Raw genomic sequence first — 25,862 nt, 5'->3', positions numbered from 1 at the left:
TCTTATTTCACGGCGCCGGCCGTCAGGCCGCGCACATAGTAGCGTTGCAGAAGAAGGAAGAGGATGATGCAGGGGATCATGGTAACCGCGATGCCGGCCTGCAATGCGCCCCAATCGATGATACCGTAGAGGCCCGATGACACGTTCACCAGCATGATCGGCAGGGTGAACTTGTTCTGATCCGACAGGAAGATGAGTGCGGCCAGGAACTCGTTCCAAGAATTCAGGAAGGCGAACATCGCTACCGTCGCTACACCGGGCAAGGCGATCGGCAACATGATGCGCCGCAGGATCGTCGCCTGCGAGGCGCCGTCGATACGCGCCGCCTCGATCAGCGCCTTGGGCACGGCATCAAAGGCATTACGCATCATGAAGACCGAGAACGGCAGCTGGAAAGTGACGTAGATCAAAACGAGCCCGAACAGGCTGTTCTGCAAGCTGAGCATCTTCAGAATGAGGAACAGCGGTGTCAGGATCGACTGAAACGGGATCATCATTGTCGCCATGATCAGGACGAACAGTATCGACTGACCGGGGAACCTAAACTTGGAGAAGCCGTAACCAGCGGGCACTGAAACGATGATTGTCAGCAGCACCGTTCCGACAGCGATCAGCACGGAGTTGCCCGCGTAGACGTACCATCCGGCACCGACATTCTCGAGGCGGCGGTAATTTTCCAGCGAGAAGGTCTTCGAAAACAGCGAAGCCGGATTGGCGAGCGCTTCCGCGGCTGGCTTGAACGAATTCGCCAGTGACCAGACGATCGGCATGATGAAGAAGATAGCAAGCAGGATCGAAGCGAGCAGGAAGAGCAGATAGCCGGTATTGCCACCGCGAGGATTGCTGCCCGTATTGGATTGGGTGGACGTCATTAACCTTCCTCCGCACGTTCGCGCAACAGCACGAATTGAATGGCACTAATGGCAACGAGAACGATGAGCAGCGCAAAGGAGAGCGCAGAGCCGTAGCCGAGCCGGTAAGACGAGAACGATGCGAGGTAGATGGAGAACACGGCCGAGATCGTACTATTTTCAGGGCCACCTTGCGTGATGATGAAGAACTGGTCGAAGGCGAGCATCGACGAGGTGACATTGAGAACCAGGGCGAGCACGAGCGAATTGCGCATCAGCGGCAGCGTGATCCGGCGAAAGCGGCTGAAGACGCTAGCGCCGTCGATCTTGGCAGCCTCGATCACGTCGTTGGAGATGCCCTGCAGACCGGTCAGCAGAATGACCATAGTGAAGCCGGCTGTCTTCCAGACGACCATCAGGATGATCACGGCAAGCGCCGGCCAGAAGCTTTCAAGCGGCCGCGGTGCTGCGCTGATAAGGCCAATGCCGCGCAGGACCTGGGCAAAGACGCCACTGTCGGGATTGAGCAACCACATCCACAGTGTGGATGCCGCACCAAACCCGATGACAACAGGCATGAAGAAGATCGTGCGGAAGAAGCCGGCAGATCGCAGCGGGCGATCGACCAACAGCGCCAAGGGAAAGGCCACTGCAAAGATCGCGGCCGTTACGAGGACCGTGTAGAGCAGTGTGAAGCCCAGCGAGTGCCAGAGCTGCATGTCGCCAAGCAGTTCAGCGTAATTGGCAAAGCCGATGAACTTCTTCCGCCCAAGCAGCGGCCAGTTGTAGAAGCTCATCCATATCGTCATGGCGAGCGGGACCAGAAACAGCACCAGGATAAACAGGAAGCCGGGCAGGATGAACGCCAATCCAAGCCAGCCCTGCGGCTCCCGTTCTCCAGAGATCGGCTGCTTCATATCCTTTGTCGGGGTGTCGACCACAATCATTCCTCGAAGAACTCGAACATGCGCATCAGCGATTGGGGAAGTGCGGGGCGGAAGAGCCCACCCCGCACGCAGCCGTTACGGATTGGTGCGGTCGAGGATCTTGGTGAAGTCGTCCTGCGCCTTCTTGATCGATCCATCGACGTCATCGCCGAAGATCGTGCCCTGGATCAGGTTGAGGAATGGGCCGGTGCGGCTAACGAAAAGCTCATCCGACGAGAAGGTGTAAGGCGTGCGGGCTTTCGCCAGGATGTCGTAGGCAATGAGGTTACGCTGGTCGAACTTCGCGTAGGCTTCCTTGGCAAGATCCGTGCGCGACGGCATACCGGATTCCTGCGTGATATAAACCTGCTGCTCGGGCTCCATGTAGAACTTCACAAAGTCCAGGGCGACCTTCTTTTTTTCCTCGCTAAGGCCCTTGATGAGTGCCAGGGTATCACCGCCGGCAAAGCTCGATGCGCCGCCCTTCGGACCCGGGATCGGAGCGACGGCGAACTTAACATCCGGGTATTTGCTGGTGAGCAAGTTGACGATGTAGGAACCGGTCATCAGGATGCCGACCTTGCCCGATGCGAAGGCCTCAACCGCATTGTTGCCGTTGCCCGAGCGCGAGGTCGGGTGGATGGCGCCGGACGTCCACATGTCGCGATAAGCGGCAACGGTCTCGCGCAGCGCTGGCGTATCGACGGTTGCGGTACGGCCGTCATCGCTCAGGACATCGGCGCTTGCGGCCCAAAGATGCGGCAGGAAGTCGTAGATCAGCCAGCTTCCGGAATTGGCAACGAAATAAAAGCCGTAGGTTTCCTTGTCGAGCGCATGGATCTTCTTGGCGTCGGCAGCAATCTCCTCGAGGGAGCCCGGTGCCTTGTCCGGATCGAGACCCGCCTTCTTGAAGAGGTCCGTATTGTAGGCAATGATCGAAGCGTCAGGTAATGCAGGTACGCCGTACACTTTGCCGTCATAGGTCGCCAGGCGAATATGTGAGGGGCTGAGGGCGGCAGCGTATGGAAGGCCCTTTACGAATTCGCTGATGTCTTCGAGGCTGTCGTTTGCGGCGAAGGTCGGGAGATAGATGAGGTCGAGCACCGCGCCATCAGGTGCCGCGCCGCCGGCGATCGCGGCACCCAACTTCGGCACCATCTGTTCAGCGGTGATCTGTGTTACATTGACCTTGTCGGTGTGGGAGGCGTTGTATTTTTCAGCCAGCCCCTGGAGCACAGCCCCCGAAGACGTGCGCACCCATAGCGTGATTTCCTCAGCGCTAGCGAGAGACGTGCTCGCCAATAGTGCAACAGCTGCAATGGTAGTTTTTAGACGGCGCATGCGAGTTCCCCTTCTCTTATGCGAGGCTCCAGACCTCAGGACGAAGGCAACGTTAGATGAGAAAATATTACATGTCGACATGAGTGCGCTGCAATATGAGTGACTTTCTGATAAAACCTTTTAGCTTCTGTATTTTTTCTGTTAAAACGTTTTATCTACAAGACTAGGAGAAGCGGAATTTGAGCGATTCTGACCATGGCCGTCGAACAATTCGCGACGTGGCGAAAGCCGCGGGGGTGAGCATTTCGACAGCCTCAAACGCGCTTAACGGTACTGGCCGGACGAACGCTGAGACACGTGAAAAGGTTAAAAGGATTGCTGACGAACTCGGCTTCCGGCCGAATGCACTCGCGCGTGGGTTGCTGATGAAGCGCAGCCATGCGATCGGTATGCTGACGAACGACACCTATGGTCGACTGACGCTTCCGATGGCCGCGGGCGTCTCCGAAATCCTCGTCGACCACGGCGTCTCGCTCTTCCTGTGCGCGACCAACAATGATCCGCGGCTGGCCAAGCTCCATCTCGATGCGCTGCTAGATCGCCAAGTCGACGGGATTATCTTCACGGCAACGCGGATCGATCTTGAGCCGCCACCCGAACTCCTCAAACTCCGAGTTCCGGTTATCTACGCGTTTGCGCAAGGTCCTGCCGACAGCGTGAGCTTCCATCCTGATGATGCCCAGGGCGCGCGCGTCGCCGTGCAGCATCTCCAATCCATTGGCAGGACACGCATAGTGCACATCACCGGCGAGGAGAACTACCTTGCTGCGCGCATCCGTGCGCACGCCTACGAGGATCTCGTCGGACCTTCCGGTCAGGTTATGTTCGGCGAGTGGTCCGAGGAATGGGGACACTCCGCGATCGATGAGATCTATTCTCAATCGGGCCCAAAGCCCGATGCAATCTTTTGCGGCAGCGACGAAATCGCGCGCGGTGTTATCGACGCGCTTCGTGATCGAGGGATTTCGATCCCCGACGACGTCGCGGTGGTCGGGTTCGACAACTGGGAAGTCGTCTCGAAACAGACGCGACCACCCCTGACGACGATCGACATGCAACTAAAGGAGATCGGGCATCGTGCAGGCCTCGCGATCCTGGGGCTATCGCGCCAGGAAAAACTTGAGCCGGGCATCGTGCGGCTTCCCTGCAGCATCTTTAAGCGAAACTCCGCGTAACCAGATGATGGTTGCCGCCTCGTCAGTACCGACCGCAGACCTCGCACCGGCTCCTCACTGTCGTCGGCCTCACGCCAGAAGGCTCGAAAGCCACTTTTGGGTTCGAACTAAGTCCAGCCATTCCGGCGAGGTGATGGGGCTGACCGGCGAATACATGACGGCACCCAGATATTCTGCGGGAAACGTTGATGACGCCGGCGTCTTCCTTCATCACAGCGGTTCACTGTGCGGACCTGGTTTCGTTCCTTATGTCGGCCGTAAGGACGTGGCGGCGTTCCGCCGCGGGCACTTGCGTTTCCCCGGGCCCCGCCAACTATGACGAGCACGACGTTATCGCCACGGCGATCGTGCCCTGCGGCCAGCCGAGCCGCCTATTCGATGTTGCCATCGTGAACGATGCCAGTATTGTATACCGGTCCGACAAGGCGGTGTGATCTTCCTGCCGGATATCAACATTACACCCTAATGATATTTCAAATCCTGGTCTTGATGACGAAATCGATCAATCCCCCGTCTGTTCGCAAGCCCTTCGGCAACTACAATCACGGCCTCCTCGTGCCGCCAGGCGCCTCGCTACTGGTCACATCGGGCCAGCTCGGCATCGCGCTTGACGATAGCATTCCGGAAGGCGTCACCGCCCAGGCGGAACTTTGCTTCAAGGCGATCGGCGCGATCCTGGAGGAGGCCGGCCTGACCTATGCCGACGTGATCCGCATCTCCGGCTTCGTGACCCGCCGCGAGGACTTCCCGGCCTACATGGCGGTGCGCGACCGCTACACGCTAGACCCCAAGCCTGTGTCAACGCTGATCGTTGTCGGCGGCTTTACGCGATCGGAGTTTCTGGTCGAGGTAGAGGTGACGGCGGCAAAGGTGCTAACGCCGTAACGCATAGATGATGATTGGGAGAATTTCAGCCTCTCAAAGCCTGGTGAGCTGTATTCATAAAGCGACTTTCGTTGGAACGGGCAGGACGGCGACCCGGAGACAATCTAAAACTGCCTCATCGCCGTCTCGACCTTCCCCATGAACGCCGCCCTCGTTTGTTGCGTACAGTTGTTCATGTCGTAATGGGCGAGAAATGTCACCGGACGCACGGGGTTGATCTGCGCCCTCAGGACCCGCTTGACGATTTTCTTTGGCGGATTGCCGGCGACAAAGGCGCGGAACGGTGTCGCCCCGTAGGTCAGCACCGCGCCAAGCTTGCGGATATGCCGCAAACGGGATTCCACTTTCCCATCCGCCAGTTCGAAGGAAACGCCCGGCAGCCAGACGCGGTCGAAGTACCCCTTCAGGATTGCCGGGAAGCCGAAGTTCCAGATCGGGGTCACGATGACCAGTCCCTCCGCCCGCTTCAGACGTTCGACGTGGTCCTTCACCAGCTCGGTATTCTCGGGATAGTCGTGATAGACTAGCCGGTCGTGCCGCGATAAAACCGGATCGAACTCCTCGGCGTAGAGGTCGCAGGCATCGACCTCGTGGCCTGCGGCCTCCAGGCTCTCCAGCGTCTTTTGATAGAGCGCCTTGCCGTAGCTCGATTCCACCGGATGCGAGTGAAGGACCAGAACCCTCATGCGCTCTCCATCACCGAAGCGAGCCCCGGGAACAGATAGTTCTCGCCGGCGGAGAAATCGAAGTTGGGGTTCTCCCAGGCGATCATCTTTCCCGGGTTGAGCAGCCCCCTCGGATCGGTCTCGTGCTTGAAGGCGAGCTGCACCTTGTCCGTCTGCTTCATGCCGCCTTCCTCGAGCGTGTAGCGGTGCGGGTTGAAGATCGGGCAGCCATGGTCCTGGTGGATCTTGATGATCTCCTCCAGCCGCTCCTCCGTCGTGTAGCGCACCAGCGGCAGCCCCGAGCACTGGATCTGCCCGTCGAACCGGATGAACTCGAGATGGCCGGGCACCTCGTAGGCGAAGAGCTCGACCATCTTGGCGACCTTAGCCACATGGTCGGGGCCGGGATACTGGACCTGAAGATAGGTGTATTCGGGATCGACTTTGAGCGCGCGCAGCGTCGTGTGGTTCCACGCAAGCTCATAGGCATGCGGAATGCCCTTCATGCTCTCGACCTTGTCGGAGCGGAAGATGATCTCGCCCTTCTGCGAGGCCGTAAACGCGGCGAAGGCATCGATCGAATGCGGTGCCACCATCACCACCACGACCGACTGCCCCTCGCGGATATAGGGCTTGTGCCGGGTGAAATAGCTGTAGGGGATCGGGGCCGCGATCGGGGCGATCTCCTTGGTCAGGATGCCGTTGCACTTCGCCAGCGCATCAGCGTAGCGCACGCCGTCCATAAACTGGTCATAGCCGACGAGCACATCGATCCAGTCGTAGGCGGGCGCCAGCGGCATCTCGATCTCGGTGATGATGCCGTTGGTGCCATAGGCGTGGCTGACCTTCTGCAGGTCCCAGCCCGTCAGCTCCAGCACGCGCGGCTCGGCCTCCATGGTCACCACCCGCAGCCGGATGATGTTGCCGATATCGCGCAGGCCACCCCAGGTGATCGAGCCGACGCCACCGGACCCGCCGGCGATGAAACCGCCGATCGTCGCTGTCTGCGCCGTGGACGGATGGAAGCGCAGCTCCTGGCCGGAATGCGCCTTGGTCTGCTTGTCGAGCTGCGCGATGATGATCCCCGGCTCGCAGATCACGCGGCCCGGATGGATTTCCTTGATCTGGTCCATGGCCGCCAGATTGAGAACGATACCGCCGGAGAGCGGCATGGCCTGGCCGTAATTGCCGGTGCCGGCACCGCGCGGGGTGACCGGAACGCCATGCGCGAACGCCACCTTCAGCGTCTGGATGACTTCCGCCTCGTTCTTCGGCGTGACCACCAGATCGGCGGTGACGCCGTCGAGCTGCGCCTTCAGCACGGGGGAGTACCAATAGAAGTCCCGACTCTTCTGGCGCACCAGCGCCGGATTGTCCTCGATGGCGATGCCGTCGAGTTCCTGTTTGATCTTGTGGTAATCCGGCATGTCAGGCTCCAACGACGCTATCGAGTTCACGGTAATCCGGCAGGCTGCGGTCGATGACCTTGCCGCGGCGTAGCACCACGCGATCGGCCTGCGGACGGGATAGAAATTCGCTCCAGCGCCGAGCGCTGAAAAGCACGAGATCGGCGGGCAGGCCGACAGCGATGCGACCGATATCAGGGCGCCCTGCGATGTCGGCGGCCGAGGTGGTCACGACACGCGCGGCGCTGTCGAGCGGATGGTCGAGCTGCAGGATGCGCACCGCCTCGCGGAACACTTCGACCGGATCGAGATCGCCATAGGCATAGAAGGGATCGCGCGTATTGTCGGAGGCGACGGCTGTCAGCACCCCGGCGGTATCGAGCTCCTTGAACAGCGTCACCCCTCGCCAGCGCGGCGTCCGGTCGGGGTATCGGTCCTGAAGGTACATGTTGCACATCGGCAGGGAAATGATCGAAATTTCCGCCTTTCGCACCAGATCGATGGTGTGCTTGGCGAGATCGTCGTCCTGTCTCGCAAGCGAGCAGCAATGGCCCGCTGTCACCTTGCCGGTAAAGCCGTTGCGCAGCACCGCCTCGGCGATCGCCTTCAGCGTCTCGGCACCAGGATCGTCGGTCTCGTCGACATGCAGGTCGACGTCGAGCCCATTGTCGGCGGCGGCCTTCAGCAGCGTGTCGAGCTGCCAGGTGAGATCCGCGCTCATCTTCGTGACGCCGCCAAGCAGGCAGCCTGTGTCGCGAACGATTTGGACGAGCTCGGCGAAGTAGGCCTCGTTGACCATGTCGTCCATCGGAAACAGGGCAGCTGCCTGCAGCGCGATCTTGTCCTTCCAGGCGTCGCGCACCTCGGCGAACACCTCGAACGAGATGCGATGCTGCGGCGCTGGCGAATCCAGATGCGTGCGGATCAGGCTGGTGCCATGCGCATAAGCCGAGCGCAGTGAGAACTCCATGCGCTTGCGCACGTCAGCGGCATTCCAGTGCGTGGCGCGGTCGATACCGACAGAGGTCAGCGCGCCCATGAAGGTACCATTCGGGTTGCTGTTGCGCGCCCAGATATGGCCCTTGTCGAGATGCGTGTGGACATCGGCGAAACACGGCCAGATCATGCCGTCGCGCATGTCGGATTTCGCCAACTCCTGCGGCGCCGAGCCGGGCGGCAGGATCGCCGCGATCAACCCGTCCTCGATAACGAGATCGGCCTTCACCAGCCCCTCAGCCGAGATACCCTCGTAACCTTCAACGGCGATATCGGGCAGCGTCGCGTGACTTAGCACGAAGCGCGCGGAATTGGGCGGCGACATGAAGGAATAGGTCATCAGTTTTCCCGCTTCAGGCTGCTCTCATGCCAGCGATGCAGGCTGAGCCAGGAGATGAATGAGGTGATCGCGAAGATCGCCACACCAAGCAACGATAGCATCAGCAGGGCGGCGAAGAGGCGAGGGATGTTCATGCGGTATTGCGCTTCGAGCAGGCGGAAGGCGAGACCTGATCCGGCGCCCGCCGAACCCGCCGCGAATTCGGCGACGACGGCTGCGATCAGCGCCAGCCCGCCGCCGATCCGAAGGCCCGTCATGAAATAGGGCTGGGCCGCCGGCAGCTTCAGATAGAGCAGCGTCTGCCAGCGCGAGGCGCCATAGAGCTCGAAGAGGTTGATCAGGTTGTGATCCACGCTCTTCAGGCCCTGCACCATGTTCGACAGGATCGGGAAGAAGGCGACCAGAAAGGCGCAGATCAGCAGCGCCACCTGCGTCGACGGCGCATAGATGAGGATCAGCGGCGAGATTGCCACGACGGGCGTCACCTGGAGGATGACCGCCAGAGGATAAAACGCGATCTCGATCCAGCGCGACTGCACGAGAAAGACGGCAAAGCCGACGCCGCCGATCAGCGCCAGGATCAGCGACATAAAGGTGATCTTGGTGGTGACCCAAAGGGCAGGGGCAAGCGTCCCCCAATCGCTGACGAAGGCGCTGGCCACGGCCGCCGGACCCGGCAGGATATAGGGCGGCACGCCAGACAGCTTCACATATAGCCACCAGATCACGACCAGCGCCGCAACGGTCAGCACCGGAACGAGGATCCGCAGCGCCAGATCGCGGCGGCGCGCATTGATCGGCTTGGCAACGTCGATGGCAGGTGTCTCGGCGATATCGGCCATCAGTGGTCTTCCTTCGCGGCGTTGATCGCGCCGATCAGCGAGTGCGAGACTGTCTCGCACGCCTGGCGGTATTCCTCGGAGGTGCGATAATGCGCGTCGCGCTCGAGACTGGTGACGAGCGGCAGATCGGCATGCACTCGCCCCGGCCGCGCCTTCATGACGACGATGCGGTTGGAGAGGTAGGCGGATTCGAACACCGAATGCGTGACGAAGATCACCGTGATGCCGGTCTCCTTCCAGAGCCGAAGCACATCGTCGTTGAGCTTTTGCCGGGTGATTTCGTCGAGCGCCGCGAATGGCTCGTCCATCAGGAGCAGCTTCGGCTTCGTCACCAGCGCCCGTGCGATCGATACGCGCATCTTCATGCCGCCCGAGAGCTCGCGCGGATAGGCCTCCGCGAAATCCTGCAGCCCGACAGTCGCAAGCACCGCCATGATCTCGGCCCGCGCCGCCGCCTTCGATACACCGCGCAGCTTCAACGGCAAGTGCACATTGTCAAACACGTTTTTCCAGGGCATCAGCGTAGGCTCCTGGAACACGAAGCTGATATCGCCTTCCGGCAGGCCGCGCGAATTGATGCGCGAGCTCGGCCAGTCGATCGTCCCGGATGACACGTCGCCGAGCCCGGCCATGATCCGCAACGCCGTCGACTTACCGCAGCCCGATGGACCGAGCAGGCTGATGAATTCACCGCTCTCGACCGTCAGCGTCATGCCCGAGAGCGCGACCGTGCCGCTGGAGAAGACCTTGGAGACCTGCTTCATCGCAACGAGCGGCCGCCTGCGCGCTTCGGCTGGTGTCGCTGACGGGGTGGGCTGCGATGAAGTCATGAGGTCCGTTCGTTTCCTGGGTATGCCATGGGCCTCCTCTCCACACAGGAGAGGAGGAAGTCCGACTTATTTCTTCAGCGCCATGCCCACGCCCTTGCAGACGTATTTGGTCGTGAACGCCTTGGTGTAATCCGTGTCTGCCTTCAGCACCTTGATGCCGACCATCTCGTCGAAGAACTTCTTGTAGTGCGCGTCGGTCATGCAGCCGATGCCCTTGTCGAGCGCCTCGCCGGACTCGACGATCCCGTATTCCTTCATCTTGGCGATGGAGTACGCGATCTGACCATCGGTCATCTCGGGATTGTCTTTCTTGATCAGCTCGTTGGCCTTGGCGTTGTCGCCATAGAGATAATTGTACCAGCCCTCGATCGAGGCGTCGACGAAGCGCTGCACCACGTCGGACTTGCCGTCGATCATCGCCTGCGTCGTGGTGATCGCCGTGGAGTAGGGGCTATAGCCGTTGTCGGCGAGCAGGAAGACCTTCGGCTCCCAGCCGGTCTGCTTCTGGATCTCGTAAGGTTCGGACGTCAGGTAGCCCTGCTGCGCCGAGGACTTGTCGGCGATGAAGGGACCGGGATTGAAGTTATAAGGCTTGTACTGCTCGTCCTTGAAGCCCGAATAGTTGGCCTTCATCCACTCGAAGAAGGTAAGGTAGCCATCCTTGCCGAGAAACAGCGTGTTGAGTTTGGCGAGATCCTCGAACTTCTCGACGCCGGCATCGGGATGCGCGATCAACACCTGCGGGTCCTTCTGGAAGATCGCCGCGACATCGACCAGCGGAATACCCTGCTCGACGGCCGTTAGCTCACCCTGCGAGCTGCCCATGTAGAAGTCGATCTTGCCGGAGATCAGCAGCGCCGAGTTTGCCGCATTCGGCCCACCTTGAACGATCGTCACATCTAGACCATGCTTGGCGTAGGTGCCGTCCGCGACCGCCTGGTAGAAGCCGCCATGTTCTGCCTGCGCCAACCAGTTGGTGCCGTAGCTCACCTTGTCGAGCGCGTAGGAAGGAGCGGCCGCGCAAAGCGCCGTTCCGAGACCGAGCAGCGCCGTAAAAGCCATCGTCTTCAATGCATTGGACATGTCAGCCGTTCCCCTTTGAGGCCAAGGAGCGTCTTCGACAGTGCTCCATTTCTTTCATTTGAGCGATTGCTTTGCTGTTTGAAAAGCATCAAAATTCGTGCGCAACGATGCCTTTTTGGCATCTCACAACGCGCCTGTTTCTAATTTGTGCGCGACGCTTAAAATAGATGCACCGAGGGTCGAATGCTGCACTCCAAAAAGCTTCAATACATCGACGAGATCGCCCGCTCCGGCTCGATCCGCAAGGCCGCCGCGCGCCTCAACGTCGCATCCTCGGCCATCAACCGGCAGATCCTGGCGCTCGAGGAGGAAATCGGAGCGCCGTTGTTCGAGCGACTGCCGCGCGGGCTGAGACTGACGGCCGCAGGCGAACTGTGCATCGAGCATATCCGCGAGGTACTGAAAAATTACGATCGCCTGGAAGGTCGCATCCGCAGCCTGAAGATGCAACAGGCCGGCAAGGTGCGGCTGGTGACGACGGTTGGTCTCGCATCCGGGCCGCTTGCCGAAATCATCACCCGCTTCCAGACCGAACATCCGCGCGTCTATTTCCAGATCCGGAACGACGCCGGCACGACGACGGTCAATCCGGTTCTCTCAGGCGAGGTCGATATCGGCCTCGGTTTCAACATTCCGGCCACGCCCGGCATTCGCTCGCTCGGCAGCTTCGATATCCCGATCGGTATCGTACTGCCGCCCGGCCACCGGCTGATCGGCGATGGACCGATCAATCTCGGCGATGTCGTCCAGGAACGCCTGCTGCTGGCGCAGCAGGGCACCAGTCTGCGCGACGTCATCAATCTGGCGCTGGCGCGGCTTGATGTGTCCGTCGAACCGGTGCTGGAGAGCAACGCCTCGGAAATGCTGAAGAAGCTGGTGAAATGCGGGGCAGGGCTGACCATGCTGAACCCGCTCGACGTGGTGACCGAATGCCGTGCCGGCGAACTGGTGTTCCGCCCGATCGCCGAACCGCATGCCCGCCATCAGCCGATGAAGCTTTTCGCCCGCACCCGCGCGCCGCTGGATGCCGCAACGAGCCTGTTCGTCGAATACCTGCTGGCCGAGCTTGCCGGCCTCGTTCACGAGCTGCAGGACAAGGGCCACATCGCGCCCGACAGATCAGCCGCCACGTAACGACATGGCCGCCAGGCCGGCAGCCTATTTGCTGTAGAGATTGTCGAGCGAATAGCGCTTGAGGTCCTCAAGCATCTCGACGAAGCCCTTGACCTGATGCCGGCAGATCGCCTCGCCCTTTTCGGCGGTGCCGCGCGAGGCATCGCCGACCACGCCGTTCGGGTTGAGATCATGGGCGATCCAGGCCAGCGAATGCGGCGGCAGCGGCTGGATGAATTTCGACTGTTCGCGCATCCATTCGGCCTTCGAGGTGAAGTTCTCGGCCTTCTCCATGCGCACCAGATCCGGCCGAAAATGCAGCATCAGTGACGTCTCCACCTCGCCGCCGTGAATGCCGTAGCGCGTCTCATGCTCGCTGATCATTCCATCCGGATGGCCGAAGCGGCCCCACTGTGTGGAGACCACGGCCATCTGGTAACGCACCCGGAGCTCGCGCGCGACGATGCTCATGATATCGACATTGCCGCCATGCGAATTGACGATCACCATCTTGCGCAGGCCCGTTTCCGCCACCTTCGCGCCGATCGCGGTCCAGACGGGAATGAGGAGTTCTGCGCTGAGAGACAGCGTGCCCGGGCCATGGACATGCTCGTTGGCCTTGCCGATCTCCTGCGTCGGCAGCACCAATATATCGAGATCGTCTGGCCGCTGACGGCGCAGTTCCTGCAGCATGCCGTTGGCAATGGCGACGTCGGTCGCAATAGGCAGATGCGGCCCATGCTGCTCGGTCGACGCGATCGGCAGGATGGCGATCGTGGTGTCGGTGGAGAGCCCGGCGAAGTCGTAGGTGTTGAGCTCGTTCCAGTAAAATGGGGTTGCCATCGCCGTGTCCTCTTCGATCTGATGGACATTGACTAGGCCTTAAGCCGGCATGCGAAAAGCATCAATTTGCGTCCAGGCCGCTGCCTTTTTGCGAGAGATATGCACGACCGGGACGGAGGAGGGCGCGCAACAGCGCAAAGGCCGGACAGTGTGCCCCGCCCGGCATGCCGTATGGATGGATCGTTCGGAAAATGGCGGTCCGCCCGCCTTTACCGCTCGGGACGCGGCATGCGCAGCACATACCAGCCGAAATGCCGCTGGATGGTCGGCGTCACGAGAAACACGATCAGCGACACCATGACGGGTGTAATGACAAGCGTGCGATGCCACGTCTCCCATGTGCTGGTGAGCGGCATCAGAATATAGAGAAGCGTGGTGATCAGCGGGTAGACCGCGATGATCAGCAGGAAGGACAGGCGAAACCGGCACGGTCTGGGCATCTGGTGAGGCGGCGTCTTGTCCGCATCGCCCGAAGATGCGGCGGTATCGTCATGGTCGGCGCTCATGGTTTTCCCCTATTATAAGAACGCATCGTTTCGATGAAGCCATAACGAAACGATGCGTTTCATTCAAGCCTGCGTTGTGCTACAAAAGCTAGGGATAAGGGAGGAGTTTCGTGACATCGACAGTGATAGCCGGGCGACGCACCTCGATCGGCGCGCAGCGCAATCCGGCGAGCCAGGAAGCGATCCTGAAGGCTGCCGCCGACATTCTGCGCGAGATGGGATTGAGCGGTTTTTCCATCGAGGCCGTCGCCAGGCGCGCGCACGCCGGCAAGCCGACGATCTATCGCTGGTGGTCATCGCGCGCCGCACTTCTGCTTGACGTCTACCATGATCAGAAGCACGTGGAACCCGTTCCTGATACCGGCACAATCGAAAGTGACCTGTTCGCCTTCGTCACCGCGCTCTTCGACTATTGGCGCGACAGCGAGGCAGGCTCGATCTTCCGCTTTGTCCTCGCTGAGGCCCAGAGCGACGCCACGACCTCAGCAGCACTCAGAACCTACATGGCCGAACGCATCGACCAGACCGCCGAACTCGTGCGCCGCGCGACGCGCCGTGGCGAGATCTCCGCCGACGCCGATCCGGAACTCACCATCGAACTCCTGGCCGGCTTCGCCTGGAGTCGCTTGCTCACCGGCCGGCTCGATATGGAGCCTCAACGGCTTCACCAACTCATCCGCCAGATGGTTTGGGGATTGAAGAGCCATGGTAATTGGGGTGGGGATCGGTGAGGCGCGGCCATTGGCGGCTTGTTATTTGTTCGAGCAAGTTTCCACATCCGCGTACACTTGCTGCGATGCGAAGCCCGAAGAATAGCGCGACGCAAATTTTTGGCACATTTCCCTGGCTGGGGCCCATCCATTATCGAAACCGCAGAAGCTCAAGAATGCTCGACCCCCAGGTTCCTTTCCTTACCGTTTCCGAACGCCGAAATCAGTATGTCGCAGTTGAAACTGCCACCCTTTGACAGCGGCGGCGCGGACACAGGAGACGGACCGACGCGCAAGCCCGATAGAGAAAATGGATGGTTTCGCTTCCCACGCCGTAGTAGATGAGGCGGCACGTAAGGTAGGTCGAGCCTAATGGCAGAACATTTAAATCGTGGTCTGGGCCCGGAAGTCCCGTACTGCGCACAAAAACGCTGGATCAAATGAACTCTCAAAATTACAAACCAAATTCACCAAGCCGGGATACGACCGGCGCTTGGATCAAGATTATGGCGCAGTACCGGCAGCCTCGATTTGGTCGCAGCGTATTTGAGCTTGTGGTAACGGCTGTCCCGTTCGCTGCGTTCTGGGCCGGAGCATGCATCTTTATCATGCAAGGCTGGTGGCTGGGCAGCGTGCTTGTTCTGCCTGCGGCAGCCTTTCTCCTGCGGCTTTTCATGATCCAGCACGACTGCGGGCACGGCTCGTTCTTCGCGCGGCGAAGATTGGACACATGGACGGGGCGTGTAATTGGCGTTCTTACCCTTACGCCCTACGACTACTGGCGGCGAGCTCATGCCGAGCACCATGCCTCTGCTGGCAATCTTGACGAACGCGGGGTGGGTGACATCGCCACACTCACTGTCGACGAGTATCACGCCCTCTCTCCGGCGAAGAGATTTGGATACCGGCTCTACAGGCATCCTGTTGTAATGTTCGGTATCGGCCCGATCTGGGTATTCCTTCTGAAACAACGGCTGCCGATTGGTATGATGAAAGCCGAAGTCTTGCCTTGGGTGTCGACGATGGCAACCAATCTGGCGATCGCGCTCGTCGCTGCATCGACAATTTGGCTTGTTGGGCTCGTACCGTTCCTCTTGGTGCATCTTCCTGTTGTCTTGTTGGCGGGAGCTGCCGGCGTTTGGCTGTTTTACGTACAACACCAGTTTGAGGAAACGCATTGGTCAAAGGCAGACGACTGGCAATTTCCTAAAGCCGCTCTCCATGGCGCTTCACACTATGACCTCCCGCTGGTGCTTCGATGGCTGACGGGGAATATTGGCGTTCACCACATTCATCATCTCGCTAGTCGTATTCCATACTACCGACTTCCAGAAGTACTGCGCGCTCATCCTGAATTGGCGGGCATTGGCCGCATAACGTTATGGGAAAGCTTCGGGTGCGTGCGACTTGCGCTGTGGGATGAGCGGCGAGGCCGGCTTATCTCTTTCCGGGAAGCCCGGAAATTGCCAGCGCTTTAATAGCGGCTTGATGCGTGCTGCAGGCGATTTTATTCGCCTCACGACACTGTTTTCAGGCGGCGCGAAAGTGGCGCGCATCGGGAGCCGACACGTCAACGTTCACGCTTTTGCCGCGCGCCGAACTCTTGGTCGTGCCAACTTCTTGACCACCACCTCTGGCCGGGCTGGACCTGTATCTGTCAGGGCACCTCTGATGGCGTCGCTCATTGTTGTGCAGACGAAATCCGCGTTTACGTCGTCTGCTTCAATTTGAGGGTATGCTTGTCCATTTGCGGTCGGCATCATGACGCCGACACGTAGACCCGGCTTTTGACGCTTCAAGCGTCGAACAATCTGGCGGGCATGAGACATTGAGTTTCCATTCAGAAATGTGATGATCGCGGTATCGGCGACGCCGACGGGGGGCATAGTAGGGCCCTCGTCGGTCGAGGCCTGCGGCACATCAATGAGCTCTGCTCCCTGAATTGACAGTAGTTGCGACAACATAGCCGCTCCTGCCGCGTCGATCGCCCCACGACCGCCGATCGAAAGCACGGTATGTCCTTCGCCATCTGGAAGCGCCTGACCAACAGTGGCGCCATTCCCATTCGCCGCAGACTCGTCTTCTTCCTCGTTCTCCTCTTCGACCGCGATCTCGGCGAGGTTATCGATGAGTGTCCGCGTGGTCGATGCGAACAGGGCTATCTGTTCCCGCGTCATCACACCGCGCTGGCGATCGGTTTCAGCCAGAATCAACGCCGGAAGTGCAACCTTCTCATAATAATCCACGAGGTATTCCTCCTCCAAAAGCTGTTCGGCGTTGTCGGTGGCTTCATTGGGATCACCGGCGAGGAGACGCTGATAGAGCTTTTCCTGTGGCTCGAGGACAGGCTCGTTGCCCAGTAGCACGTCGAGGAAGTTGAACTGTGGGACATAGCGACCAAGCACGACGAGACAGACAGTCAGAGGGGTCGATAACATCAGGCCGACAGGCCCCCAGAGCCACGACCAGAAAATTGCCGAGACAATGATCGCAAGCGGCGAAAGTCCCGTATGGCTGCCATAGAGCCAGGGCTCCACAACATTGTTGCTGACCAGTTCTGTCACGATAAACAGCCCCGCGACCCAAGCAACAAGCGACCAACCCGGCGCAATGGCGAGTGCCAGAAATAGCGGCAGGATCATTCCGATCACCGGTCCGATATAGGGAACGAAGCGCAACACCAGCGTAAGAAGTCCCCAGAGGATCGCGTTTGGAATGCCTAGAACCCAAAGGCCGATCGTAATCGGGATGGCGTAGAGAGAGTTCACCACCAACTGCATCAGCAAGTATTTGCCGACCCGTTTACCAGCGTCCTGTAGGGCAGAGGTCGTCTTGTGGAGATCACCCAGCCCGACGAGCCGAATGAAACGGTCACGCAGGGCTTCGCGTTCGAGCAACATGAAGATGACGAGCACGATGACAAGGCCCGCTGAGGCGAATGGACTGACGAGCGGTAGGATGAAGCTTCCAAGTGTCTCTATCGGGTTTGACTGCGTCACGATCTCGACGGGAATAGGTTCGGGTCTTTGTGCTGCAGCAGTCGGCATGTCCTGGCTTTCGTTCGCCCGGATTTTGAGCTCGTTACCAATACGCTCGACAGCCTTGCTCAGGTGATCCAGTACGCCGCTTCCGGAGCCGGCCTGGGTCAGAGCGTCGACCTTTGCGACAATGTTACGCTGATAGGTCGGGATGTTGTCGGCGAGGTTGGCGACCTGGGTAGCCACGACGAAGCTGAAAAGCGCGATTGTCACAAAGGCGGATGCCACCGCCAGCAAAACGGACGCGATCTTCGGGACGTGACGTTTTCTCAGGAAATTGACGATCGGCGCCAGCGTGAAGGTCAGCAGCAAAGCCAGGGCCAGCGGCACGAAGACTTCCTGGCCGATGTGCAATAATGCACCCACGCCAATTAAGATCAGAACCGTTCGACCGGAGATCGTCGAATTGGTCAGGCTGCCGTGGGTTGGAGTAATGCCCGACATGCTGGTTGCGTTCGATCTCTGCACAGCCAATTGCCGCTCCCATATCTCGTGAAGTACCGCCGATGGTCCGTTAGTGACTGTGAAATAAAGCGTCGATGTTCTTAATCGAGCCGGCACATGAAAACATACTCAGGAGCCGTGCCGAGTTTTATTCGATCGAAGGGATGAGAAACCGTTTCCCAATGAGTACCGCCAAGAGGGTTCACCCCTGCCGACGGCCACCCCATGCAATCCGACTTTGATTTTCGGAAGCAGCAACACTCATCGAAAGCAAAGGCGGTAGCAGTCATCTCACGGATCGCTGCCACTTGAACGGACTAGTCGATTACCAAGTCGCTTCTTTGCTTGGTAGGACTGAAAGCTGTATAGCTCGCTTTGAATGATTTTGAATGCGAATGACGACTATCGCCGACGCCTTCCAAAAGATAATCTGGACTTGGTGGCTAAACTTAATCATCCGCGCCAGGTGTCGAAGACGAGCAACGCCAGCATCACAATGAAGAGAGCCAGCCCTATCACAGACCAGATAGATATCCCCCGTTTCTTTCCGGAGTCGGGAGTTCGCCGACCCTGGTAGGGCGTCTGGTCTGGCCTGCGATCGAACTTCGGGGGTTCTGCCACGTCTATTGCGCCGTGAAGAAGGTGAGCAGGACCTTGCCTTTTTCACCGAGGAGGCAAACGAAGCGGTCGGGTTTGCCTGTCTGCTGTTTGCGACTGATGTACGCTTCGCCAAGGACGACTGTCTTCACTGGTACATCGCCGACCTTGGTATCCGCCTTGCTGACCGCAAGACTTTCAATGTCGAGAACGAGGTCGGTTATTTCCGGCGAACGCTCCTGAAGGGCGAGCAATCCGGTCGATTTACATGCGTCGACGGCCGGATCAGCAGGCGCCTGGCCCTGTGCCTGTGCGCTCCACGAAAACACTGCAAATCCCACGCTCCAAACAATCAGTTTTCTGATTTTCATTAGCTTTCCCAAAAGAAGTGCCCGCACTAGCGCGGGCTGATACATCGGTGGACATCAAGCCTTGTCGACGACCTTCTTCACAGCGTCCTTAGCATCGCCCTTTGCTACCTGGGCCTTGCCCTTGGCTTCCTGAATGCTTCCCTTGACGTGCTCTTCGTGATTGCCGACCGCCTTGCCCGCGGCCTGGCGGGCCTTACCTGCGACTTCGTTTGCCGTGCCTTTGATTTTGTCCGCTGTGCTTCCCATGCTTGGATCTCCTCGGTTCGGGTTCCTGAGAAAAGCGCAGGTCGATATTTCGTTCCACGGGTTGGCGACACCGCTGTAAAAATAGCTGTTCGATCGGTCGCGATATGCGCGCTGCATCGCGGCGGTCAGCTTCGGGAGTAGACAACTCTCCAAAGTTAGCGGACGATAAGTTCAACAGCTTGCCTCGCCTCGTTGACGAGGCATTGTTCAATGTGCGTGATTGAGCTGGAAACTTCGCCGAGGCGTTGTCGCTTGCAACAGGCCGCGATGCGGGTGATCTGCCGACAAAAGATCAACTGCTAGCTAGGCTCGCAAGCCGGCCAGGTGGTGTCGCGCGACTTCTTCAGATCATGTCGTGGTAGCCCGATAGTCCTAAGATCACTCTGAACTCCAGCAGGCCTGAACTCCGGCAACATTGAAAAGATCCCGGTCACAAGCCTTCAGCGAGTGGATAAGGGCGGCGGGGGAGGCGGTGTGGTCGAACCTGTCCCCAGCGAACGCTGCACCATCACACTGTCGGCCCAGTGGCCGTAGCGGTATGCGACGGCCGGCAATAGGCCGACGCGCACGAAATTGAAGCGCTCGTGCAGGGCAAGCGACGCCGTGTTATCGGCGTCAATGTAGCCGATGATCTGTCGGAACCTTGCCGCAGCACAGGCGTCGATCAGCCCGTGGAGGAGCTGACTTCCGACCCCCTTGCCAATATGATCGTGATGCACATAGATCGAATGTTTGACGGTGTACCGGTAGGCTGGGCGTTTGCGAAACAGCACGACATATGCATAGCCGACCACGGTCCCGTTGATGGTCGCAACAATATGCGGAAAGCGCCGGCTCTTCAGATTCTTGCGCCGCTCGCGCAGGTCATCCGGCTCCGGCGTATCGCTGTCGTCGACACCCTCCTCGACCCCTCGACGAATATGCCGACGATAAATCGCTAGCATAGGTTCCACATCCGCGTCCCGTGAAGGGCGAATGGTTAATCCGCTGTCCTGTTCCATTGTCGATCCTGGCGTGCGCAATTATTCCGCGACCACATAGGTGTAGAGCCGAACGCGGCCCGATGCATCTGTCTCGCGATAGACACCTTGGATCTCGACATCAAACCCCGGGAAGGCATTAAAGCAGGTTTCGAACATCTTGAGATAGTCGATCATCGGTTTTGCTGCGTCCGTCAGGCGTTCGCCTGGGACGATGGTCGCGATCCCAGGCGGATAGACCACAAACGGGGTGGTCGCAATGCGCCCCGCGATCTCATCGATCGGCAAGTAGTCGACATCATTGCGCACCAGGCTGCGTGCTGCGTCGTGCGGCGACATGGCCATTGGCGGCAGGTGGGCGGCGGAAAACTGCTTCGCCTGCAGGGCGCTGACATTGGCATCGCGGAAGAAGCGGTGCAGATCACCGCAAAGATCGCGCAGACGCACGCCGGCATAGCGGCTTGGACGCCGGCGGTAGAACTCCGGGATCACCTCTTCCAGCATCGCATTGTCGTCATGCAGCTTCTTGAACGCGACAAGCCCGCTGATCAGGGTCCCTGCCTTGCTGGCCTCGACGCCGGGTGTCAGCAGGAAGAGCAAGGAGTTGAGGTCATTCTTCTCAGCAACGATGCGGTTCTCACGAAGATATTGCGCCACGATCGGGGCAGGAATACCGTGTTCGGAATAGAGACCTGTCTTGCGGTCGAAGCCGGGCGTCAGCACCGTCAACTTATTGGGGTCCGTCATGGCAAACCCCTGCTCCATGCCGCTGAAACCATGCCAGGGTGCCCCGGGGGTCAAGTGCCAAAATGCCGGGTTTGTGGCCAGTTGGTCGGTGGCAATGCTCTCCCATGGCACATCGTGCGAGGCGCCGGGGCTTGCAACATCCGGGATCGAAGCCCGATCAGGAACGAATGGTTCAAAAAACCATCGACGTTCTGCACGTGGTTCCTTTTCCTCGAATTCCCGGCGTACGGCGCGCATTTTCTTCCTAAGTTCGATCCCGAGGCGGATCGTATCGTCCCACAGAACTTCGCCGGACCGGCCCTTCATCATCTGCGCGCCGACATCAAGAGAGGCGAACAATGGGTAGAAGGGCGAGGTGGAGGCGTGCTGCATGAAGCTTTCGTTAAAACGCCGATGCTCCACGCGCCGCTTCTGCCCTTCAATATGGCGATCCTTCATGTGGATCTGCGACGCTTGGGAAAAGCTAGCAAGCTGCTTGTGGGTAGACTGGGTGGCGATGATGCCGGGCGAGTCCGGGCCGAGATCGGCAAGCCCCATGGCGAAACGACCGGCATAAAGTGGGTGGAACTTCATGAACCCGGCCCAGGCTTCGTCGAACAGAATGTAGTCGCAAAGGTGACCGATGGATTTAAGGATCATCTCTGCATTATGGATGGTGCCGTCATAGGTGCATTGCTCGACGACGGCGACGCGGAATGGCCGCGGTTTTTGCCAGGCATCAGTATCCTTGACGAGAGGATTGGCTCGAATGCGCTCTCGCAGTGCCGTCTCGTCCAGTGACGCATAGTCAATTGGGCCAATGAGACCGTGCGCATTGCGTTTGGTCGGCAGATAGATGGGAATGCCACCCGATATCATGAGCGCGCCATGGTGAGCGGCTTTATGGTTGTTTCGGTCAAACAGGACGAGGTCGCCATCCGTAACAAGGGCGGAAAGTGCAACCTTGTTTGAAGTGGATGTTCCGTTGAGCACGAAATAGGTCTTCTCTGCACCGAAGATTTTCGCTGCTTCCTTCTGCGCCGCCAGCGCTGGTCCCTCGTGGGTCAGTAGGTCACCGAGGTCGAGCACGGAATTGTCGAGGTCGTCGCGGAATACAGCTTCGCCGAGGTGCTCCATGAACACGCGGCCGATCGGGCTACGACTGTAGAACACGCCGCCATTATGCCCGGGACAGGTCCAAAGATGGTTGCCTTCTTCGGCATAGTCGACAAGCGCACCGAAAAAAGGTGTCTTCAGCGTTTCGGCGTATTGTTTAAGACGGCTGATGAGGTTTTTCGCGATGAAAGCAGGTGTTTCCTCAGACAAGAAAACATAGCCATCTATGAAGTCGAGCACCTCGACGGGCACATCTTCGAAACGCTTGCCGCGGATTAGCAGGATGATAGGGAAATCCAGTCCGCGGCGGCGCATCAGGTTTATTAGGTGAGAGGTCTTGCCTTCAAGACCCTTCTTGCCCCAGTCGACCATCATGCAGCCAATGGCGGCGTCGGTCTGGACGACGATCTCGGCGTCATCCAGATTGCGGGCACGCACCACTTCAAAGCCGGAACGCTCAATCTCTTGGATAATCTGTTTGTAACGAACGCCTTCCAGGTCATCGCTGTCGAAAGAGGGCGTTGCGAACAGGAAGTTAAAGCGTCTGAAATAATCCATGCCAGCATCCAAGATTAATCGGACGCAAGATGTCGCCTTATTTTATGACGGTGCTGTGACAATGGCGGGAAGTTCACCAGTAAGAGCAGGAAAGAAATGTTTGCTCAGAACCTCAACCGCCCCTCACTCCTGCGGCGACCGTCGGGTTTTTGGAAGCTGCAATTTACTAAGTTGCATCGTATATAATCGCGCGCAAAAGAGACGCGTGCGCCCACCGTCTCCGCTTTTGACGGATAAAATTCGAGCCCTCGTTCTCCGGCGCTCGCAATAAGAGTCAACTGCAGAAAAACGTTTACAGGTGGCAGACGATGACTTGCGCCTCTTCGGCTCGGTAGCTCTAAATATCAAGCTATTCTATGCGGCCGCAGGGGCATTTCCCATAGCTGTCCAGTCGACACGGCCAGACTGGAGCGTGAATGTCTGTTCGCAGGCAGCTATGGCGCAGCCGTTTCACGGTTTTGGGTTTCTTTTACTAGGAAGGGTTGGGGCAAGGCGTGGCAGGAAGATTGCCAAGAAGCCTGCAATTGGAATGAATGAGCAGATCTGGTAAACCCCTTCGATTCCGATCTTGTCAGTCAGGCTGCCCAGAAATGCCGCGGCGATACCACCAATTGCGAAGTTTAGTCCGTAGAACATGCCGCCAATCAGACCAATACGCTTGGGCACAAGATCCATCGCGTAAATCATTATGGAGGCAAACGCGCTTGCCATGACAAGATTGATGCCAATCGTGAGTACGCCCGTCCAGAAAAGATCGGCGTAGGGCAGCAACATTGTCAAGGGCAGCGGCCCCAGGATCGAAATCCAGATAATCCGATATCTGCCCATCCGGTCCCCTACGATGCCGCCAAGTAGGACGCCTGCAGCCGAAGAGATGAAGAATACGAACAGCATCAACTGGGATGTCGACACAGATATGTCGAAGCGGTCGATCAGGTAGAAGGTGTAGAAGGACCGGAAGCTTTCAAGATAGGTCAGCTTCGATCCCATTAACAGCGTCAGAACAATGAGGCCGATGGTGACGGTCCCGCGAGAGTGCTCCTTTCGCCCGCCCTTGGCATTTGAACTGCGGGCCGCGGCCTCGAACTGGGACTGGATCGACCAATACTGACGAGCGCTCCATCCAAGAAGAAGCATGGCGAGCAAGATCATTGATGAGAAGAAGACTAGACTGTGCCTGCCATTCGACACGATGAAGATGGCCGCGCAGAGCGGACCAAGGGCGCCACCTATCTGTCCACCAACCTGAAAGATGCCTTGCGCCAGGCCTTGTCTCCCACCAGAGGCATAACGTGCAGCGCGCGTAGCTTCCGGATGGAAGATTGATGAGCCGATGCCCACGAGCGTTACTGATACCAAGATTAGTACATATGATGATGCATAGGCTAGGCTGATCAGGCCCGCGAGCGTGAAGGCCATTCCGAATACGGCCGAGTAGGGCAGAGGATGGCGGTCAGTGTAGAGGCCGATTGCTGGCTGCAGCAACGCGCCTGCAATCTGGAACACCAGCGTTATGATGCCGATCTGCATGAAGTCGAGCGAGAAATTGGACTTCAATATGGGGTAGACCGCGGGTAAGCGACTGGATGGTGTCGTTGCAGAGGTGAGACAGGCCCAACGACAACAGGACCAGCAGATGCACACGTGGCTGTGAAACGACGGACGGCGCCGTCTCCGAAACGCTCATTCTTTCCTCCAATGGGCTAGAAGCCCCACTCCCTCCCGATTTGTTTAATGAAGCAAAGTGGACCCGTCGAGCCCCTCCGTCGACACTGTCGCAAGATTGGCCGGGCGCCCCCTGTCTCTGCACCGACCTTTCTGTGTCGTTGTTTAGGCCGACTTGAGGTATGCCTCGTCTGCTTGCGAGTTCGCCGCGCTGATTCTTTTTGACGCCTCTCTCGGTAGTTGAGCCTGGACTTCCGTTTGTCAGGACGACAGGAAGGATCGGGGATCATGTTCTCCAACGGAGAAACACAGATTGCCCGATCCCTTTCCATCGACCGTTTGGTTCCTACTTCCCGAAGCTCTTAGCTTGAGATGCCGCCAACCCGAGTAAATCCAGGAGGCTTGAAATGGCAGATAGGATGTCTGAGCGTGCGAAGGTTGACTTGGACGCCATCATACAACAGCTCTACAGCATCGCACCTGAGGTGGATAAGCTCGCTGCAATTTGCGGGAGAGCGTTGCAACAAAACGTGGATGCGGACGGTGACTATATCTCGCAACGATCTGTGAAGGCCCTTTCTGACATCCAGAAAGCAATCTCATTCTTGTACGCTTCGGGGCATGCGGCCATGACAGAGAGGGACCGTTTCTTCGGCGGACGGAAAATCGAGCCATGACATGCGATCTGACCGAATGAAATCAAATTCCAATTACGCTGGCCAATGTGTGATGTCGGGGCAGAAGTTTGCCCCTTTTTCCTAGCGGAATAGCGGTAACCGACGTCATTGGATAATAGTCGCGTCACTCCATAGCCGCTTCGCGCCGACAAACGCCAGCCGATTGTCACCACGGCGGCATCCATCTGGCAGCTCGTCCAACTCATCGACCTGACCTCCACCGATTACGATGTAGTCCGGCAGGAGAGCCGCCTGCAAACGAGCAACAACGTCAAAAACAGAAGCTTTCCATTTCTTCGCGCCCCTGCGTTCGAGGCCGCGCCTCCCCACGTAATCCTCAAAAGTGCCGTGTTTTTTGTATGGCAAGTGAGCAAGCTCAAGTGGTTGCCCAACATTTTCGATAACCATCGCTGAACCCAAGCCTGTTCCTAGGCCTAGGAAAAGCAGCCTACCGCCTTCGTAGCTGCCAATCGCTTGCATTAGTGCATCGTTGACCAATTTAACCGGCTTTCCGAACGCCTCAGCGAAATCGAAATCCTTCCAGCCGGGACCAAGGTTGACAGGCTCTAGTGACGGTCGATTATTCTTAACCGGGCCAGGATAGCCAATCGACAGAACGTCGAAGGAAATCCCCTCAGAGAGTTGTTTGATAGCGTCGACTGCGTGTTTCGCAGACAATGAAGCCCCCGACTTCACTTTGCGCTCGTCGTAGCCATCCTTCATTATCTTGATATGGTTTCCGCCGATATCGACGGCAAGAACTTGTTGGTCCGCGACCTGGTCAACCTTGGTATGTGTCATCAAGCTTCCTGCGTTGTGCGACTGGTTGGATAGATCTCGTTGGGTTCCCCGAATTATCAAGGGCTACTGCGAGACAAGGAGCCGTCACAGTCTGTCTTTGTGCATTTTGACGACGAGATATCCGTGCGTGA

At 58.5% G+C, this 25,862-nt stretch carries 23 protein-coding genes and 1 pseudogene; 6 read left to right on the top strand and 18 right to left on the bottom strand.

What is annotated here, in order from left to right; translation table 11 throughout:
* Positions 1–2: 2 nt before the first annotated feature.
* From B3605_RS00275 to B3605_RS00265, 3 genes are all read right to left on the bottom strand, one after another.
* Positions 3–872: a carbohydrate ABC transporter permease gene (locus B3605_RS00275; protein WP_112944790.1), complete on the bottom strand. Its 870-nt coding sequence runs from the start codon at positions 870–872 to the stop codon at positions 3–5.
* On the bottom strand, positions 872–1,798 hold the full coding sequence (locus tag B3605_RS00270; protein WP_210297349.1) for a carbohydrate ABC transporter permease: 927 nt from the start codon (positions 1,796–1,798) through the stop codon (positions 872–874). The genes B3605_RS00275 and B3605_RS00270 overlap by 1 nt, the downstream gene beginning before the upstream one ends.
* Positions 1,799–1,873: 75 nt before the next feature.
* On the bottom strand, positions 1,874–3,118 hold the full coding sequence (locus B3605_RS00265; protein WP_112944791.1) for an ABC transporter substrate-binding protein: 1,245 nt from the start codon (positions 3,116–3,118) through the stop codon (positions 1,874–1,876).
* Positions 3,119–3,297: 179 nt separating this feature from the next.
* On the opposite strand from B3605_RS00265, the gene B3605_RS00260 reads away from it, so the two are divergent.
* A complete protein-coding gene (locus tag B3605_RS00260) occupies positions 3,298–4,293 on the top strand; it encodes a LacI family DNA-binding transcriptional regulator (protein ID WP_112944792.1) in 996 nt (331 codons plus the stop codon).
* A 489-nt stretch (positions 4,294–4,782) separates the two neighbouring features.
* Positions 4,783–5,178, top strand: coding sequence for a RidA family protein (locus B3605_RS00255; RefSeq protein ID WP_112820956.1), 396 nt, complete (start codon positions 4,783–4,785; stop codon positions 5,176–5,178).
* 104 nt (positions 5,179–5,282) lie between these two features.
* On the opposite strand, the gene B3605_RS00250 is transcribed toward B3605_RS00255, so the two are convergent.
* The 6 genes from B3605_RS00250 to B3605_RS00225 form a co-directional block, all read right to left on the bottom strand.
* Positions 5,283–5,864: an NAD(P)H-dependent oxidoreductase gene (locus B3605_RS00250; RefSeq protein WP_112974165.1), complete on the bottom strand. Its 582-nt coding sequence runs from the start codon at positions 5,862–5,864 to the stop codon at positions 5,283–5,285.
* Positions 5,861–7,270 (bottom strand): FAD-binding oxidoreductase, encoded by a 1,410-nt coding sequence (locus B3605_RS00245; protein WP_113009627.1) that lies wholly within the window; start codon positions 7,268–7,270, stop codon positions 5,861–5,863. The genes B3605_RS00250 and B3605_RS00245 overlap by 4 nt, the downstream gene beginning before the upstream one ends.
* 1 nt (position 7,271) lies before the next feature.
* On the bottom strand, positions 7,272–8,585 hold the full coding sequence (locus B3605_RS00240) for a cytosine deaminase (protein WP_113009626.1): 1,314 nt from the start codon (positions 8,583–8,585) through the stop codon (positions 7,272–7,274).
* Positions 8,585–9,427 carry an ABC transporter permease gene (locus B3605_RS00235; protein ID WP_112974162.1) on the bottom strand — a complete coding sequence of 281 codons (843 nt, stop codon included), beginning with the start codon at positions 9,425–9,427 and terminating at the stop codon, positions 8,585–8,587. The genes B3605_RS00240 and B3605_RS00235 overlap by 1 nt, the downstream gene beginning before the upstream one ends.
* Positions 9,427–10,257, bottom strand: a complete 831-nt coding sequence (locus B3605_RS00230; RefSeq protein ID WP_018899841.1) for an ABC transporter ATP-binding protein — start codon at positions 10,255–10,257, stop codon at positions 9,427–9,429. The genes B3605_RS00235 and B3605_RS00230 overlap by 1 nt, the downstream gene beginning before the upstream one ends.
* Before the next feature lie 66 nt (positions 10,258–10,323).
* The gene (locus tag B3605_RS00225; RefSeq protein ID WP_112944797.1) at positions 10,324–11,340 is read right to left on the bottom strand and encodes an ABC transporter substrate-binding protein; all 1,017 of its coding nucleotides are present in this window, start codon (positions 11,338–11,340) and stop codon (positions 10,324–10,326) included.
* A gap of 183 nt (positions 11,341–11,523) precedes the next feature.
* On the opposite strand from B3605_RS00225, the gene B3605_RS00220 reads away from it, so the two are divergent.
* Positions 11,524–12,474: a LysR family transcriptional regulator gene (locus B3605_RS00220; RefSeq protein WP_112974160.1), complete on the top strand. Its 951-nt coding sequence runs from the start codon at positions 11,524–11,526 to the stop codon at positions 12,472–12,474.
* Between the two features lie 24 nt (positions 12,475–12,498).
* Here the strand turns inward: B3605_RS00220 and B3605_RS00215 are convergent, their stop codons facing one another.
* Positions 12,499–13,296 carry a creatininase family protein gene (locus tag B3605_RS00215; protein ID WP_112944799.1) on the bottom strand — a complete coding sequence of 266 codons (798 nt, stop codon included), beginning with the start codon at positions 13,294–13,296 and terminating at the stop codon, positions 12,499–12,501.
* 209 nt (positions 13,297–13,505) lie between these two features.
* Positions 13,506–13,802 carry a hypothetical protein gene (locus B3605_RS00210; protein WP_112944800.1) on the bottom strand — a complete coding sequence of 99 codons (297 nt, stop codon included), beginning with the start codon at positions 13,800–13,802 and terminating at the stop codon, positions 13,506–13,508.
* A 110-nt stretch (positions 13,803–13,912) separates the two neighbouring features.
* Here B3605_RS00210 and B3605_RS00205 point away from each other — a divergent pair, with 110 nt between their 5' ends.
* A complete protein-coding gene (locus B3605_RS00205) occupies positions 13,913–14,533 on the top strand; it encodes a TetR/AcrR family transcriptional regulator (RefSeq protein WP_112974158.1) in 621 nt (206 codons plus the stop codon).
* A gap of 419 nt (positions 14,534–14,952) precedes the next feature.
* On the top strand, positions 14,953–15,990 hold the full coding sequence (locus B3605_RS00200) for a fatty acid desaturase (RefSeq protein ID WP_113009624.1): 1,038 nt from the start codon (positions 14,953–14,955) through the stop codon (positions 15,988–15,990).
* 99 nt (positions 15,991–16,089) lie between these two features.
* Here B3605_RS00200 and B3605_RS00195 read toward each other — a convergent pair whose 3' ends face one another.
* The 6 genes and pseudogenes from B3605_RS00195 to B3605_RS00170 form a co-directional block, all read right to left on the bottom strand.
* Positions 16,090–17,994, bottom strand: coding sequence for an AI-2E family transporter (locus B3605_RS00195; protein ID WP_113009623.1), 1,905 nt, complete (start codon positions 17,992–17,994; stop codon positions 16,090–16,092).
* 623 nt (positions 17,995–18,617) lie between these two features.
* Positions 18,618–18,962 (bottom strand): hypothetical protein, encoded by a 345-nt coding sequence (locus B3605_RS00190; protein WP_183795862.1) that lies wholly within the window; start codon positions 18,960–18,962, stop codon positions 18,618–18,620.
* Positions 18,963–19,016: 54 nt separating this feature from the next.
* Entirely contained in the window at positions 19,017–19,208 is a 192-nt protein-coding gene (locus tag B3605_RS00185; protein ID WP_112974156.1) for a CsbD family protein, read from the bottom strand.
* Positions 19,209–19,648: 440 nt separating this feature from the next.
* The gene (locus B3605_RS00180; protein WP_112974155.1) at positions 19,649–20,209 is read right to left on the bottom strand and encodes a GNAT family N-acetyltransferase; all 561 of its coding nucleotides are present in this window, start codon (positions 20,207–20,209) and stop codon (positions 19,649–19,651) included.
* A gap of 21 nt (positions 20,210–20,230) precedes the next feature.
* Entirely contained in the window at positions 20,231–22,588 is a 2,358-nt protein-coding gene (locus B3605_RS00175; RefSeq protein ID WP_112974154.1) for an Orn/Lys/Arg decarboxylase N-terminal domain-containing protein, read from the bottom strand.
* A gap of 450 nt (positions 22,589–23,038) precedes the next feature.
* Positions 23,039–24,275, bottom strand: a pseudogene (locus tag B3605_RS00170) (MFS transporter).
* Between the two features lie 385 nt (positions 24,276–24,660).
* On the opposite strand from B3605_RS00170, the gene B3605_RS00165 reads away from it, so the two are divergent.
* A complete protein-coding gene (locus B3605_RS00165) occupies positions 24,661–24,930 on the top strand; it encodes a hypothetical protein (protein ID WP_112974152.1) in 270 nt (89 codons plus the stop codon).
* A gap of 105 nt (positions 24,931–25,035) precedes the next feature.
* Here B3605_RS00165 and B3605_RS00160 read toward each other — a convergent pair whose 3' ends face one another.
* On the bottom strand, positions 25,036–25,731 hold the full coding sequence (locus tag B3605_RS00160; protein ID WP_112974151.1) for an ROK family protein: 696 nt from the start codon (positions 25,729–25,731) through the stop codon (positions 25,036–25,038).
* Positions 25,732–25,862: the final 131 nt, after the last annotated feature.

Source organism: Rhizobium sp. UBA1881 (assembly GCF_002338015.1).
Lineage (GTDB): Bacteria > Pseudomonadota > Alphaproteobacteria > Rhizobiales > Rhizobiaceae > Rhizobium.
This window is presented reverse-complemented; position numbering and strand designations above follow the sequence as displayed.